The sequence below is a fragment of the Pedobacter sp. UBA5917 genome, from assembly GCF_002432345.1.
Taxonomy (GTDB): domain Bacteria; phylum Bacteroidota; class Bacteroidia; order Sphingobacteriales; family Sphingobacteriaceae; genus Pedobacter.
Map to the genome: position 1 here is coordinate 1 of NZ_DJDT01000332.1, position 15474 is coordinate 15474.

The 15474-nt window shown below is 42.5% G+C and carries 9 protein-coding genes; 4 read left to right on the plus strand and 5 right to left on the minus strand.

Annotation, left to right across the window (positions count from 1 at the left end):
* Positions 1–168: 168 nt before the first annotated feature.
* The 4 genes from B2V92_RS23010 to nagB all read right to left on the minus strand — a co-directional run bounded on the left by B2V92_RS23010 (position 169) and on the right by nagB (position 5162).
* A complete protein-coding gene (locus B2V92_RS23010) occupies positions 169–1185 on the minus strand; it encodes a LacI family DNA-binding transcriptional regulator (RefSeq protein WP_293312522.1) in 1017 nt (338 codons plus the stop codon).
* Between the two features lie 28 nt (positions 1186–1213).
* A complete protein-coding gene (locus tag B2V92_RS23015; protein WP_414691907.1) occupies positions 1214–2311 on the minus strand; it encodes an acyltransferase family protein in 1098 nt (365 codons plus the stop codon).
* A 345-nt stretch (positions 2312–2656) separates the two neighbouring features.
* Positions 2657–3037, minus strand: coding sequence for a transposase (locus B2V92_RS23020; RefSeq protein WP_293312526.1), 381 nt, complete (start codon positions 3035–3037; stop codon positions 2657–2659).
* Positions 3038–3236: 199 nt separating this feature from the next.
* A complete protein-coding gene (gene nagB, locus B2V92_RS23025; protein ID WP_293312528.1) occupies positions 3237–5162 on the minus strand; it encodes a glucosamine-6-phosphate deaminase in 1926 nt (641 codons plus the stop codon).
* A gap of 152 nt (positions 5163–5314) precedes the next feature.
* Here nagB and B2V92_RS23030 point away from each other — a divergent pair, with 152 nt between their 5' ends.
* From B2V92_RS23030 to B2V92_RS23040, 3 genes are all read left to right on the plus strand, one after another.
* A complete protein-coding gene (locus B2V92_RS23030; protein WP_293312530.1) occupies positions 5315–6511 on the plus strand; it encodes an anhydro-N-acetylmuramic acid kinase in 1197 nt (398 codons plus the stop codon).
* A 198-nt stretch (positions 6512–6709) separates the two neighbouring features.
* Positions 6710–9847 carry a SusC/RagA family TonB-linked outer membrane protein gene (locus tag B2V92_RS23035; RefSeq protein WP_293312532.1) on the plus strand — a complete coding sequence of 1046 codons (3138 nt, stop codon included), beginning with the start codon at positions 6710–6712 and terminating at the stop codon, positions 9845–9847.
* 17 nt (positions 9848–9864) lie between these two features.
* Positions 9865–11160, plus strand: a complete 1296-nt coding sequence (locus tag B2V92_RS23040) for a RagB/SusD family nutrient uptake outer membrane protein (protein ID WP_293312534.1) — start codon at positions 9865–9867, stop codon at positions 11158–11160.
* A gap of 229 nt (positions 11161–11389) precedes the next feature.
* Here B2V92_RS23040 and B2V92_RS23045 read toward each other — a convergent pair whose 3' ends face one another.
* Complete coding sequence (locus B2V92_RS23045) at positions 11390–12136, minus strand: DeoR/GlpR family DNA-binding transcription regulator (protein WP_293312558.1); 747 nt, start codon at positions 12134–12136, stop codon at positions 11390–11392.
* Positions 12137–12377: 241 nt separating this feature from the next.
* Between B2V92_RS23045 and B2V92_RS23050 the strand changes: the two genes are divergently transcribed.
* Positions 12378–15470 (plus strand): SusC/RagA family TonB-linked outer membrane protein, encoded by a 3093-nt coding sequence (locus tag B2V92_RS23050; protein WP_293312536.1) that lies wholly within the window; start codon positions 12378–12380, stop codon positions 15468–15470.
* The last annotated feature ends 4 nt before the right edge of the window (positions 15471–15474 follow it).

Below are 15474 nucleotides of genomic sequence, written 5' to 3' on the forward strand. Positions count from 1 at the left end.
GATCTATCTCAAGATAGATCTCCCCAGCGTATCGTCACCCTGAACTTGTTTTATTAGCTGTTTCTATTACTTTTAATTGTCTAATAGCTGCTTCGCGGTCAGGGTCTTTTATGCAAGATAGATCTCTCCACTCCGCCATGCTCCGGTCGAGATGACGGGCGTTTTATTTTAACTTTTTCTATCAGTCGATTCCCTTTCGATAATACTCGGATTAAGTACAATATGTTCTATTTTGGTATAGGGGTTCTGCTGTCCGATCATTTTAAGGAACATTTTGGCACATTCTTTACCCATTTGCGAAGCGTGCTGATCAATAGTTGATAGGCTTGGTGTAATATAAGCCGAGAAGGCCTCGTTGGCAAAGCCGATCACACCAACTTCTGGCGGTGTTTCATCAATTTCCTTGAGTTTTTGGATCACACCCAGGGCTGTAAAATCATCTCCTGCAATAATGGCGTCGGGTTTGTTGCCGCGCATCAGTTTACCCGCACCAAAACGACCGTCTTTAATCGATAAACCACCCAAAATGATATGCTCATCTATTATGGGGAAATTATGGTCGGTGAGCGCTTTTTTATAACCCTCTAAACGGTCGTTAAAAATTTTAACCTGGTGCGCAGTGGTTACAAAAGCAATTTTTTTGAAACCTTTATCAATTAAATGTTTGGTAGCAATATAACCTGCGTTAAAATCATCGAGCGTAATGGTGGGTACCTTTAAACCGGCATTTACACGATCGAACAATATAAGGGGTTTATTCTGTTCGATAATTTCGTTAAAGTGCGAAACATCCTTTGTTTCTAGTGATAGGGAGGCCATAATACCATCTACCTGGGCTTCGAGCAAAGTTCTTACCCCGTTGATCTCGTTTTCTACCGATTCGTTGGATTGATAGATAATTACCCGATAACCGCTGTCTTTCAGTCCATCTTCGATACAGTGGATAATCGAAGCAAAAAAATGGGCCTGTACACTTGGTACAATTACGCCGATGATATAGGTTTTGCCTGATTTTAAGGCCGAGGCGAGTTTATTCGGACTATAGTTCAGCTTTTTGGCCATATCTACCACGGCTTTTCTTGTGGTATCGCTTATGGCCGGGAAACCGCTTAATGCCCGCGAAACAGTTGATACCGTAATGTTCAGGGCATTAGCGATATCGTATATGGTTGTTTTCTTTTTCAATAGTTAGGTTCGATAATGCGTAAAATTACTAAACCTTAATTATAATGTTCTTTTTATACATAAAATATAACAGTACATAAAAGCCCAGTACATAGGTAATGGCCCAAACCAGCGAGGCATTTATCGGACTAAAAAAAGGGGTATAACAGGTTTCGTAAAAACGAACCAATAAACCGGTCTTATAACCATCGGGTTTGGTAACCTGGATGAGATTTAGTACCCTTGGCGCCAAACCCGCCAAAAAGAAAACCGTAATGGCATTTACACCATATACCACAAACGGAGTGGTAAATTTTTTATAACCCTGCACATCGATTACCCAATAACACAATGCCAGGCCAATTGATGCCAGGCCGCCGGCGTAAAGTACGTAAGAGCTTGTCCAAAGCGCTTTATTAATCGGGAACTGTAAATCCCAGAGTAAACCTAAAATAACGGCAGTAATACCTGTTGTAAAAAGCCAGGCTACTTTAGTGGGGTTATCTACATCTTTTCTGCGCATCCAAACGCCAACCAGAATACCAAACAAACAGGTGCCTACGGCTGGTAATGTGCTTAAAATGCCTTCCGGATCCCAGGTTTTTGAAGAGGCCCAGGTATGTGCTTCGGTTAAAATTCCACGGTCTATCCAGGCAGCCAGGTTCGTTTCTTTTTCCATATTGGGATAACCTACACCCGGAACCGGAATAAATGTCATTAATGCCCAATAAACGGCTAGGATTACAATTAAAGTTTTAAAAATAGTTTTGGTAGAGGCTTTAAGGAAGATGATACTGCTGATGATAAAAACGATACCTATTCTTTGCAGAACCCCCAATAACCTAACCGTTTGAAAAGCTCCCCAAATAGAGGTGCCATCCATAATGGCACTGATAATTTTTCCGAAAATAGCCAGAAAGAAACCCAGTAAATAGAGAATAAGCCCGCGTTTAATGGCTTTGATAATCGTTTTTTGATGTGTGGAAGGATCTGCTTTACTGCTGCTCATGGCAAAGGCGATTGAAACGCCAACAATCCATAAAAAGAAAGGGAAAATAAGATCGGTAGGCGTACAGCCATTCCATTCCGCATGCTCTAAAGGGGCATAAATATGACCCCAACTGCCCGGATTGTTTACTAAAATCATTGCAGCTACAGTTAATCCCCTAAAAAAATCTAGCGAAAGTAATCGTTGTTTAGGCTCGGTCATGGTGGTTTGGTTGATTTTGGTTCAGCTAACTAATTTAGGGCATTGTTTTTAGAAAGAGAAATAAAATGAGCTTTGGAGGGGAGATGTAGGGTACTTCCGAAGTTTGGAAGGGAAAGGGCGGGGGCGACACTTCGGAAGTTTGAGGCAGGTAATCTCCTAAATTTTATGATCCGCGATAAATCCTGCTAAACCTCCAAACCATTCTAAAACTTCAGATTTATTAACTGCCGTCGGTTCGGTGGATAAATAAGCACTAAAAGAAGAGTACTTGTAGTCTTCTTTTCACTCAACCAGTTTCGATGTTAATGGGTTTTGGTGGATGTAGGTGATAATTCTAGTATAATAACTTTCAGTATCAACTTTTTTTATTTTATACCTTCCCTGGAATAAGCCGCCAACTCTGTTATAACTTAGATTTATTGCTTTAACATAAGAAATAAACATGTTTTTAATTCCTTTTTCAAAGTTCAACTGATCATTTACCCTGATAAAAAAATGAAAATGGTTTGGCATTAAACAATAGGCAAAGATATCAGCGTATGGAGAAACATACCTTTTGAACTGCGTTAAGAAAAAAATATAATTTCTATCGTCGAAAAAGATTTTACCCTTATTGTTTCCTCTGTTGTAAATATGATAGCAGCAGCCTTCCTCTATTTTCATATTCTAATGATTTGAATAATTAGTTAGGGACGACTAATTGATAAGAAAGTTAAATATTTATTTTGAGACTTACCGTGAACCGGTTTAAAATTTGGCTTGGAGAAAGCTATTGGGATAATTGTAGGTTTAATTAACTTTTTTAAAGACCTGCGAAGTCTTGCCCGGCACTTGGCCTTTGAGACTTCGCAGGTGAATAAACTTAATCTTCAAACTTCCAGCGTACAAAAGCTTCCATTGCTTCGTACTCTGCAAGCCCAAGCTCATCATAAGCTTTTGCCGTATCTCGGTTGCGGTCTTCAGCACGTTGCCAGAATTCCCTTGCATCATCACCCGGGAAAACGGCCCTGTCTTTCTGACTTTGATGTTTAAAGATCGCGTTTCTTTTGCGCTCAAGTTCCTGTGGAGAGATTGGAACAGCCATTTCGATTTCGTAAGTTTCGAACTCATGCCAAGCACCACGGTACATCCATAACCAGCAATCCTGTGCCCATGCTTCTGTTTTACGCAGGCGTTTTAATGCAGCTAAAATAATGTTGAAACAAACAATGTGCGTACCATGTGGATCTTCAAAATCGCCGGCAGCATAAACCTGTTGTGGTTTAACTTTCTGTAATAACTCAATTGTTAGCTCGATATCGGCATCGGTTACCGGATTTTTCTGAACCTTGCCACTCTCGTAAAAAGGAAGCGCCTGGAAATGGATATGATCATCCTCAAGTCCACAGTAACGAGCACCCGCAATGGCTTCACCTTTTCTGATCAGTCCTTTTACCGTTTGGATCTCAGGAGTATCTACCTGGTTTGGCTTTTTCTGATCGATAAAGGTTCTCATTTTGCTGTAAAGCTCCTTTAAGTGCGAATTGTCCATCCCCATTTTTTCTGTAAAATCTACGTTGAATTCTACAAAACGCAATGCATCGTCGTCCCAAACTGCAGTATTGCCTGAGGTTTGGTAGGCTACGTGCACATCATGTTTCTGATCTACTAAACGTAAGAAAGTACCACCCATCGAGATTACATCATCATCAGGATGTGGAGAAAAGATAATTACACGTTTTTTAGCCGGCTCGGCCCTTTCAGGGCGTTGCGAATCGTCGGCATTTGGTTTACCGCCCGGCCAGCCGGTAATGGTATGCTGTAATTTATTAAAGATATGGATATTGATGTTGTAAACCGGCCCTTTTTCGGTAGCCAGCTGTGCCATACCATTATTGTTGTAATCGTCTTCTGTTAATTTTAAGATCGGTTTTTTCAGGGTGTTGGCCAGCCAGATTACCGCCTTGCGGATCAGTGCCTCTGTCCAAACACAATCTTTAACCAACCAAGGTGTATCAAAACGGGTCAGTTCTGAAGCAGCTGGTGCATCCAGGATAAACTCTACATTTTCAGAAAGCTGAAGATAGGTAGCCGGTACTTCGCCTGAAATTTCACCTTCAACAGCTTTTTTAATGATCGAAGCTTTTTTACGGCTCCAGGCCATTAAAATAATTTCCCTTGCTTTAAAAATGGTACCAATACCCATGGTAATGGCTTTGGTTGGAACGAAACTTTTTCCACCGAAATCGCGAGCGGCATCGCGGCGGGTAAGATCATCCAAAGTAACTAAACGGGTACCCGAGTTAGGCGCAGAGCCCGGCTCGTTAAAACCGATGTGACCGGTACGTCCGATACCCAAAATCTGGATATCCAATCCGCCAAGATCACCGATTTTCTTTTCGTACTCCAGGCAGAATGCCGGAATGTCTTCCAATGCAAGTGTGCCATCAGGGATGTGAACGTTCTTTTTATCGATATCGATATGGTCGAAGAGGTTCTCGTTCATAAAAGTAACGTAACTCTGTACCGCCGTTGGCGCCATTGGATAGTATTCATCCAAATTGAAAGTAATTACGTTTTTAAAACTTAACCCCTCTTCTTTATGCAGCCTTACCAGTTCGGCATAAACTGCAATTGGGGTAACACCTGTTGCTAAGCCCAGTACTGCAGGTGTGTTGCTTGCTTGTTTTGATTTAATGAGCTCCGCGATGCGGTGAGCTACATTAATGGAAGCAATTTTTGGATTTTCGAACACGCTATCGGGTAGTTTTTCGAAACGTGTCTCCTCCAGTAAATTTAATCTAGCCATTTTTTTTATATGGTTTTTAATGTACGGAGCAGTAAATATAGAGAGTAATGCCCAATTTGTAACAAAGGATATTTACTTTTATTGGAACTATTTGCATAAAATTAGATTAAGATAGCAGACAAACGTTTGATCTTTTTAAGATAAAAATCAATATGAACGCACAGATTGAAAAATTGTATTCGAAAGCGGCAAAACCGGCGCGTTTAATTATCGGCCTAATGAGCGGAACTTCTATGGATGGGCTGGATATCGCACTTTGTTCGGTTAAAAACAATGGTGCCGGAACCGATGTTCAGGTACTTAAGTTTAAGACAGGCGATTATACCGATGATTTCAGGGCGAAGATAAAAGCCGTTTTCTCAAAAAAGGAAGTCGATTTGCAATTGGTATGCCTTATGAACGAGCATATTGCCAATACACACGCCGCACTTATTAACGAAGCTTTGGTTGAATGGGGGGTTAAAAATGAAGAGGTTGATTTTATAGCCAGCCACGGACAAACGATTTTCCATGCACCAAAATCATTGCATCAACTTGGCGATTACCCAAACGGAACCCTGCAGATCGGCGATGGTGACCATATTGCGGTGAAAACCGGTATCATTACCCTTTCCGATTTTCGGCAAAAACACCTGGCGGCAGGTGGCGAAGGTGCTCCTTTGGCCGTTTATGGCGATTACCTGATTTTTTCGGAAGCTGGCGAAGACCGCATAATGCTGAATATTGGAGGGATAGCGAATTTTACTTACCTGCCGGGAAATAGGGATGCCAGTTCGGTTTTCTCAACCGATGTTGGTCCGGGCAATACACTGATGGACCAGTACATGCAAAAGCATTTTAATCAATTTTATGATAAAAACGCTGCTGTAGCGCTGCAGGGGGAAGCGAATGCACCATTACTATTGGCTTTGCTGGATTGTAGTTTCTTTGAGCTCGGTTTTCCTAAAACTACAGGCCCGGAATTGTTCAACCTCGATTATTTAACAAAAGCGCAGGAAGTTTCTTCAACAACGGATATCAATAGGGAAGATGTGATGGCTACATTATGTCATTTTTCTGCCAAAACCATTGCCAATGCCATAAAACGCTGTTTTGGGGCGGATGCAAATGCCAGGGTGTTTATGAGTGGAGGCGGCATGCACAATCCGTTATTGGTACAGCTTCTAAAGGATAAACTGCCGCATTGCGAATTCTTAACCACCGACGATTTAAATATCAATCCTGATGCTAAAGAAGCCGTTTTATTTGCCGTGCTGGCCAACGAAACACTTTGCGGTAAACCGATAAACTTTGGCAACAGACAGGGAGTACCTTCGGTTTGTATGGGAAAGATTAGTTTGCCTTCTTAGTATTCAGTCCTTAGTCTACAGTCTGAAGTCAATAGTCTTATTGGTCGCTTGAAATCAACTTTGCAACCTTTCAACTTTCCAGCATTTAAACCTTTCAACATTTAACGCTTCAAAATAAAGCGGAGCCTAAAATTTGCTTTGTGCGGTATTTTGTTAAATTTGTTTTAACACTAATCTTCTAACACAAAACCAAATTTTATGGAAAAAAGTTACCTCAAATGGTCGACAGGATTTTTTGCGATTTTGTTGATCCCATTTCTGCTGCTCCTGTTTTCGGAAACGGTACAGGCACAGAACAAGCGTTACAACATTAGCGGGAAAGTGACGGATGCCGCAAGTAACGAAGCCATCCCGGGCGTTGTGGTTAAAATCCTCAATACAAATTTAGCCACCAGTACCAACAGCAATGGTGGTTATGCCTTTGCTGTAGATCTGGCTCCAGGTAAATACCAGGTCCAGTTTTCTTATGTGGGTTACAAAAGTAAAGTACAGGCTATTGATCTCGGCACTAACGAACAGGTGCCGTTAAGCGCTGCCTTAAATGCAGATGCTGTTGGTTTGGATGAGGTAATTGTTACCGGAACATCGCAGGGAACCACCAGGAAAGAACTGGGAAGTTATGTAAGTACCGTTAAAGGCGACGACCTGAACAAAGCTCCAAGTGGCAACGTACTCTCTTCGTTACAGGGTAAAACGGCCGGGGCACAGATCAGCCAAAATTCTGGCGACCCTGCTGGTGGCCTTTCGGTTCGTTTAAGGGGGATAAGCTCGGTAAACTCATCATCAGAACCACTTTATATTATTGATGGGGTTATCGTAAACAATTCTACCACCAGGGTTACCAATACATCATCCAATTACGATGGCGGAAACTTTGTGGGCAGTATTGGCCAAAACAGAATGGTTGATATCAATCCGGCCGATATTGAGCGTATAGAGGTTTTAAATGGTGCAGCAGCTGCGGCAATATATGGCTCAAGGGCGAACTCAGGGGTAATCCAGATTTTTACCAAAAAAGGGGTAATCGGTGCCGCGCAGGTTAATTTTAGCACCAGTTTAACTTTAAGCCATTTACGGAAGCAGATTGACGTAAACCAATCGCCAGTAAAATTTGGCGGATCGGTTAATTCCTTTACACAGGATGTGATCCAAACGGTAGGCGATCCGGCAGTTTTGCTCACCAATACCACACCCGTAACCCGTTACAATTACCAGGATTACATCTTCCAGTCGGCTACTGGTACCGATAATACCATTTCTGTTTCGGGAGGTAACGAAAATACGAAATATTATACCTCGGCTGCCTATTTCAGTAACCAGGGGATTATTAAAAATACTGATTTTACACGCTACAATTTCAGGGCAAATATTGATCAGAAAATTACCGAATGGGCAAAATTGAGTGCCGGTTTAAATTATATCCGCAGTTCTGCCAACGAAAAACCGGATGGAAACTCGTTCTTCTCTCCGATGAACTCGGTAACCATCATCGGTAACTTCCACGATATTTTTGCAAGAGATGCCAATGGCAACTTACTCGCGGTTGGCGAACGGGGCAGGGTAAATCCCGTATCGGTAATAGAAGATATTAAGCAGCGGCAGGAAACCAACCGCATTATTGCCAACGCCAATTTAAAATTATATCCGGTAAAAAACCTGACACTGGATTTTACTTTGGGGGTTGATAACTCTGGCCAGAGCGGATCAACCTATATTCCTCCGTTTGCCTATAACGTAAATCCTGATTTTTACGGTGGCGGGGCTGCTTTAGATGGTACATTAAATGGTTATGCCAGTGCGGCAACCAATAATGCCTTCCAGTTTAACAACGAGTTTAACGCCACTTACCAGGCTAAATTATCTGATCTGATTTCATCAACAACACAGCTTGGTTATTCCTTTCAATACGAAAAAACCAGGTATCAACTGGTAAACGGAAGAGGTTTGGCACCATTGATCGAAACGGTAAATGCCGCAGCAACACAATTGCCGAGTATTGATGGCCGTACCGAGCTTTCGGTAAGCGGGGGTTACATTCAACAGAATTTTAAATATAAAAACCACCTGTTTGTTACCGGTGCCTTAAGGGTAGATCAATCTTCTGTTTTCGGATCGGCCAACCGTACCCAGGAATATTTAAAGGGAAGTGTAAGTTATGTGCTTTCTTCGGCCGATTACTGGAAAAACCTGGGTGTTTCCGGTTGGTGGGATGCTTTTAAAATCAGGGCTGCTTATGGCGAATCGGGCAATTTAACGGGTATTGGAGCTTACGATAGGATAAATGCTTACTCAACACAATCGTTTCTGGGCAGGGCCTCGCTTTTCTCGAGCGCTACATTGGCGAATGAAAATGTTAAGCCCGAGCGCCAGCGCGAACTGGAACTGGGAACCGACCTATCGTTTTTTAAAAACAGGCTGGGCCTGCAGTTTAACTGGTACAATAAAAAAGTTAGCGATTTGTTAATTGCAAGTGTACAGGCGCCTTCAACCGGGTTTTCGAGTTTGCTGGATAACATTGGTTCGTTAAGGAACAAGGGTATTGAGCTGGTATTGAACGGAACCCCCGTTAGTACCAAAGATTTTAAATGGAATACCACGGTTGTGTTCAACAGAAACAGGAATAAGGCATTGGATGTGGGCGGTTTAAGGCTGTTCAGTACAAATCCGGGTGCTCCTGTTGCCATCATTAACGGTGAAGCAATCGGTGTTTTCTACGGAACTTTCTTTGCACGGAATCCTGATGGCAGTTTGTTAACCAATGCTGCGGGTATCCCTCAGATCGAGAAGGGGATCCAAAACTCTGCTACCACATTTACACCACAGCGCGATGCAAACGGCATGCCTACCGGAACCACGCTGCGTAAAGTAATCGGTAATCCCAATCCGGATTATAACATGTCGTTTGTAAACGATTTTACCTATAAAAAACTGAGCCTGCACGTGCAGTTTGATGCCGTTCAAGGAGGTGATGTATGGAATGCCGATTGGAGGACCCGCCAGGGTGTAGGTAATGGCAAGGTAGCCGAACAGGAACAGATGGGGCAACTGCCAAGGGGTTATGTTGCCGGTGTTTATGCCATTGAAGAGTGGAGGATAGATGATGGATCTTTCGTTAAGCTAAGGGAGATTTCGTTAAGCTACAATGTGGGCAAGCTCAAATTTTTAAGAGATCTTACCGTATCCGTTAGCGGAAGGAACCTCTTTTCGTGGGATAATTACAAAGGTTACGACCCGGAATTAAACTCTGGCGGACAATCGACCATATTACGTAATATAGACTTTGGTTCGGTGCCTATTCCACGCACTTTTACTTTGGGTTTGCAAGTTAAATTATAATCGCTAAAGAAATTTTTATGAAAATCTTAAGAAATCATATTTCGGCAAAAATAGCTTCGTTAACAATTTTGTTAACACTGTGCCTGGCCTCATGCACAAAAGAGTATCAGGATCCATCGAGGGCAAAAACCGACGTGGCTTTGGGTTCGCAACAGGGATTAACTGCTGTGGCCATTGGTTTGCAACGGGTATATACCTTAAGCAGAACGGGGGTAATGTTCAGTTCTATCGCGGCAAACGGCTTTGTAACCAACGAGCTTAGGTTGCTCAACTCGGGGAATATTCCCGAATTACAGCTGAGTACAGGAGGTAGTGCGGTAGATGGGACAAATACCATTTTATTTAATCTTTGGGCCAGTGCCAATAAGATTGTGTACGATGCAGATCTGGTGATCAGCAACGCCAATAATTTAGGTGATAAGGGATACGCTGCAGGATTGATCGCTTATTCGAGCATATTTAAAGCCCTTGCAATTGGTAATATGGCGCAATACTGGGAAAAAATCCCCGATGGTACGGGCAAAAATGTAGCATACATTACACGCGCTGCCGGATTTACCAAGGCCATTGCCGTTTTGGACAATGCCTTAACGGTTATCGCTGCCAATCCGATTTCTGCGGCATTTTTGGGCAACGTACCTGCTGATGTAAATATCGTTAACACCATCCATGCCTTAAAATCAAGGTATGCGCTGTTTTCAGGCAATTATACCCTCGCCTTAACCGAAGCAAATGCTGTTGATTTAACAAAGGCCGCGTTTTTCAAGTTTGATACTACTTCGCCCAACATCCTGTTCAGTATCATTTCTTCCAATAATGTTTTTCAGCCTTTAAATACAAATCTTGGGCTTACCGGGGCAAATGTTCCCGATGCAGCCGATAAAAGAATCCCTTTTTATACCCTGATGGCTGGCAGCCCTGCAACACTGCGTATGAATGGTTTTGCTGCAGCAACGGCAAGTCCGTTCCCTATTTACCTGCCGGGCGAGATTATTTTAATTAAGGCCGAAGCGCTGGCCCGCGTGCCTGATTTAACCAATTCGTTAATCGAACTCAACAAAGTAGTAACCAAAACCTCCGATCTTTTTGGGGTAACCGCCGCTTTGCCGCCATTGGTTGGACCTTATACACAGCAACAGCTGCTCGATCTGATTTACAAACACCGCTCAATTGAGCTGTATGCTTCAGGTTTAAAAATCGAAGATATGAGGCGGTTTAACCAGCCGCTCACTGATCGGAAACGGAATTTTTTCCCTTATCCTTTTCAGGAACGGGATAACAATACCAATACACCTGCCGATCCAACGTTTTAGCGGGTTCTTCGATAAGCTACCATTAACAGAGTGCCGTCATCTCGACTGGAACGCAGTGGAATGGAGAGATCTATCTCGAGATAGATCTCTCGACTACGTTGCACTCCGCTCGAGATGACGGTAAATTATGAGAGTTAGATAAAAAGACCTCTCTCTCATAATATCGATTTATGAAATAAATTGTCCCTCAAGGATGACAATTCTATATTTATGATACAGCTTTTTTTTGCTATAAGATATTGAGTTCTTTTTCGCGGTAGCGCGAAAGCGATTCGTGTTCTACATTCAGTTCTGTAATCAGGTAGCTGATGCTTTCTATCGGACAAACCCTTAATCGTAATGCGATATCCAGTTTTTCTGAAATGCAGAGTACTGCAGTTCTTTTTGCACAGGCCAGCATCGCTTTTTTAAGCTGGTTAATTTCCCAGTAGGTATCCGTTAGGCCCTCATCAGGATGGATGGCACTGGTGCCCATTAAACATAAATCGGCCTTTATTTCCGATAGCTGTGTAATTACCTGTCCGCCGTAGGTAACCTGCGAATTTTTGGAGAATAAACCGCCGATCAAAATCACTTCAATATTGTTGTACTTGGCCAGTTCTACCGCCACCAATGGGCTAATGGTAAAAAATGTGGCCGACAAACCCTGCGGGAGCAATTTAACAAATTCCAAAATTGTGGTTCCTCCACCTGTTAGCACCACCATGCCATCTTTGATCAGCTGAACAGCTTTTTTGCCGATCGCAATTTTACTTTCCCTTGCATAAACCGTGCTATCGTCGAAAGAACTGTGGTACGATTTGGATAGCGCCCCTCCATGTACTTTATAAAGCAGGTTTTCATCAACAAGTTCCTGTAGATCCCTTCTGATGGTATCTTCCGAAACATTGAGCAGTTGTACCAGATCGGAAGTAAGTACCCGGTTGTGCAGGTTAATCTGGCGCATAATGAAATCGTGTCGTTCTTTTTTCAGCATAGGATGTTCTGGTTTTGGAACGAATGTATAAAACATTTTTAGAATTTTTAAATATTGCGTGTTTTTGCGTGTTGATGCAATAAAATATTGTTTAACAACGCAATAAATCTTTTGTATTTGTTTTTATTGTCGAAAACATTCAGCATATTTACTTAACTAACATCAAAATTGCGTGAATTTGCGTGTTTTGGCTAGCCGGAAAACAAACAACAACCTGTAACTAAATTCTTACTGACTAATTATGATGAAAAAACTACTTTTTAGTTTTATCGGTATCATTATGCTGTCTGCCCAAATTTTTGCGCAACAGATAATTATAACCGGTAAGGTCAGCTCTGCTGACGGGCCCGTTCCGGGTGTCTCCATCCGGATAAAGGGGAGCACTACAGTTTCGCAAACCAATAATGGCGGAAACTATTCCATTAAGGCATCTAAAAGTGATGTACTCGTGTTTTCTTACGTAGGTTACAAAACTGTAGAGAGGGCTGTAGGTGTCAATACGGCTATCAACGTTACCCTCCTGGCTGATGCCGGTAACCTTAACGAGGTGGTGGTAACGGCCTATGGGATTGAGCGGAATGCAAAAAGCCTGGGTTACTCAACGCCTACTGTTCGGGGTGATGAAGTTTCTCAAACGGGCCGCGAAAATTTTATCAATGGTTTGGCCGGCAGGGTACCCGGGCTTTTTGTAAATCCAACATCGGGCGATCCGGGTGCATCCTCGCAGATCATTTTGAGGGGTATTGTATCCATGACGGGTGATAACTCCCCTTTGATTGTGCTGGATGGCGTGCCGATTGATAATTCCGTTTTAAATCAGGGGAGTACAGCGATGAACGGTAATAACAGGAGCCAGGATTATACCAACAGGGCATCCGATATCAATCCGGCAGATATTGAAAGTTATACCATTTTAAAGGGGCCCGAAGCTACTGCGCTTTACGGAAATCTGGGGGCAAGCGGAGCCATAGTAATTACCACAAAAAAAGCAAAAGCAGGTAAATCGAGTGTTTCGTATAATGGTTCGTTAAGGATCGAAACCGTTAACAATGCTCCCGAAGTGCAGCAGGTTTACGGGCAGGGCGATGCAAATGGAATATTTAATGGAGGTTCTTTTAATTTTTTTGGGCCAAAATATGCTGAAGGATTGCCCATTTATGATAATGTTGGAAGTTTCTTTAAAACAGGTACTGCACAAAAACATAATGTTGTAATCGAAGGGGGAAAAGAAGCCTTAACCTACAGGTGGTCTAATGAATACACTGATAATAAAGGAACAATTCCAACTACCCGTTACCAACGGTTTGTATCAAGCGTAACAGGGGTAATCCCAATTTCCGATAAAATTAAAGTAACCACCAGGTTTAGTTATACAAATGCTTATAACAAAAAAGCAAATAAAGGTGTACAGGGTTATTTAATGGGGTTGTTGAGGTTCCCTTCGAGATTTGACGTCAATAATTGGATCGATCCGGTGGGGAACAGGGTGGTAACAACAGGTACCATTTACAGCGAAAGCGATAACCCGTTCTGGGATGTGAACAAAAACCTGTCAGAAGATAAAACCAATGCAATTGTTGGTAATGCAAATTTATCATATAAACCAACCAAATGGTTAACGGTTACCGGTATTTTAGGGACCAATCTATCCAATACCACAGGTTTAACCGTTTATCATACCCAGTCCTTTTCGGGCTCGGGCAGTGCGGCTACACCAACAGGTGGTACCATTAATACCTATCAGGCTTTAAATAAAAGATTGGATGGTTCTGTAACGGCATCTGCGGTACATAAATTCGGAAAATTTAATAATACCTATATCGTTGGTGCCAATTTTTCTGATGTTAACAATACAGTTAATTCGGCCAGGGGGCAGAATATGTTCGATCCCGATTTTTATAGCATCAACAATACCCTTCCATCAACGCAATCGGCCAAACTGGCCATTAACCGTTACCGTAATGCGGGTGTTTTCGCCCAGGCGGTGCTTGGTTATCAATCCCTATTTTATTTAACGTTATCGGGCAGGGTAGATGCGGCATCAAGGCTGATGCCAAGCAATCCATATTTTGCATATCCGTCAGCAAGTTTTGCTTTTAATTTTACTGAGCTCGAGGCGGTTAAAAAATGGAATGTTTTCAGTAGTGGAAAGTTGCGGGCTTCGGCAGGTATAACGGGTAAGGAGCCATATAAGGCTTATGCACTGGCTACACGTTTGTTAACGGTTAACAGCACAGGTGGAGGGTTTAACTACGATCTTGCCAATGGCGGAAATCCTGATTTAGTGCCCGAACAGACCAAGAACTTTGAAACCGGTTTCGAGTTTGGTTTCCTGAAGGACAGGATCAGTGTAGATTTTACCTACTATAAACTGAATAGCCATAAACAGATTATCGCGCCGAGGATCAGCTATGGTACAGGTTCGGTAATCAGGTTGATGAACGGTGGCGATGTGGTTAATAAAGGGGTTGAGATACAGTTGAAAGGATCGCCGATCCGGACTAAGGATTTAAACTGGGATATGACCTTTAATTTTACGCATAATAAAGGTACGGTGTTATCCATCGCTGATGAACTTCCGGAGCTTTATGATTCTGATACCTGGGTTGCAAATGGACTAAGGGGAGCTGTTTTTCCTGGTGCAAGTACGCTTGCTATCGCCGGCTGGGTTAACCAGCGCAATAACAAGGGTGATCTTTTAATCAACCCTGCAACCGGTTTGCCAATTTTGGGGAGTGACCAGGAATTTCCGGTAATCGGCGATCGCACGCCCAAATTCAACCTTGGTTTTGTAAATAGTTTAAATTATAAAAATTTCAGCCTTTCATTCCTGTTGGATTTAAGGGTAGGGGGCGACGTTTACAACCAGACCCAATACGAGCTTTACAGAAGGGGCTTGAGTGTTAAAACGCTAGATCGCGACGTGCCCAGGGTAGTAACCGGTGTACTGAAAGATGGTTTGGAGAATACCGCGAACCCAACGGTTAACACTATTTTGGTTACGCCATCAGCAAATACAAATTACTATAGTTCAACAACGAGCGGAATTGCGCCGGAAATGTTCGTTGAAAAAAACATCAAATCTTTAAGACTAAGGGATGTTACCATTTCGTACGATTTTCCTGCAAAAATGCTTTCCCGAACTAATTTTCTTCAGGGCCTTGGCGCTTATGTAACCTTAACAGATGTTTTCCTGATTACAAATTATTCAGGAACAGATCCGGATGCAAATGCGAACAACCCATCGTTGGGCGGTGCCGGAGGTTATGGTATAGATTATGGAAATATGGGAAGGCCTTTAGGGGTTAATATTGGTTTCCGTTTAAAATTATAAGAAT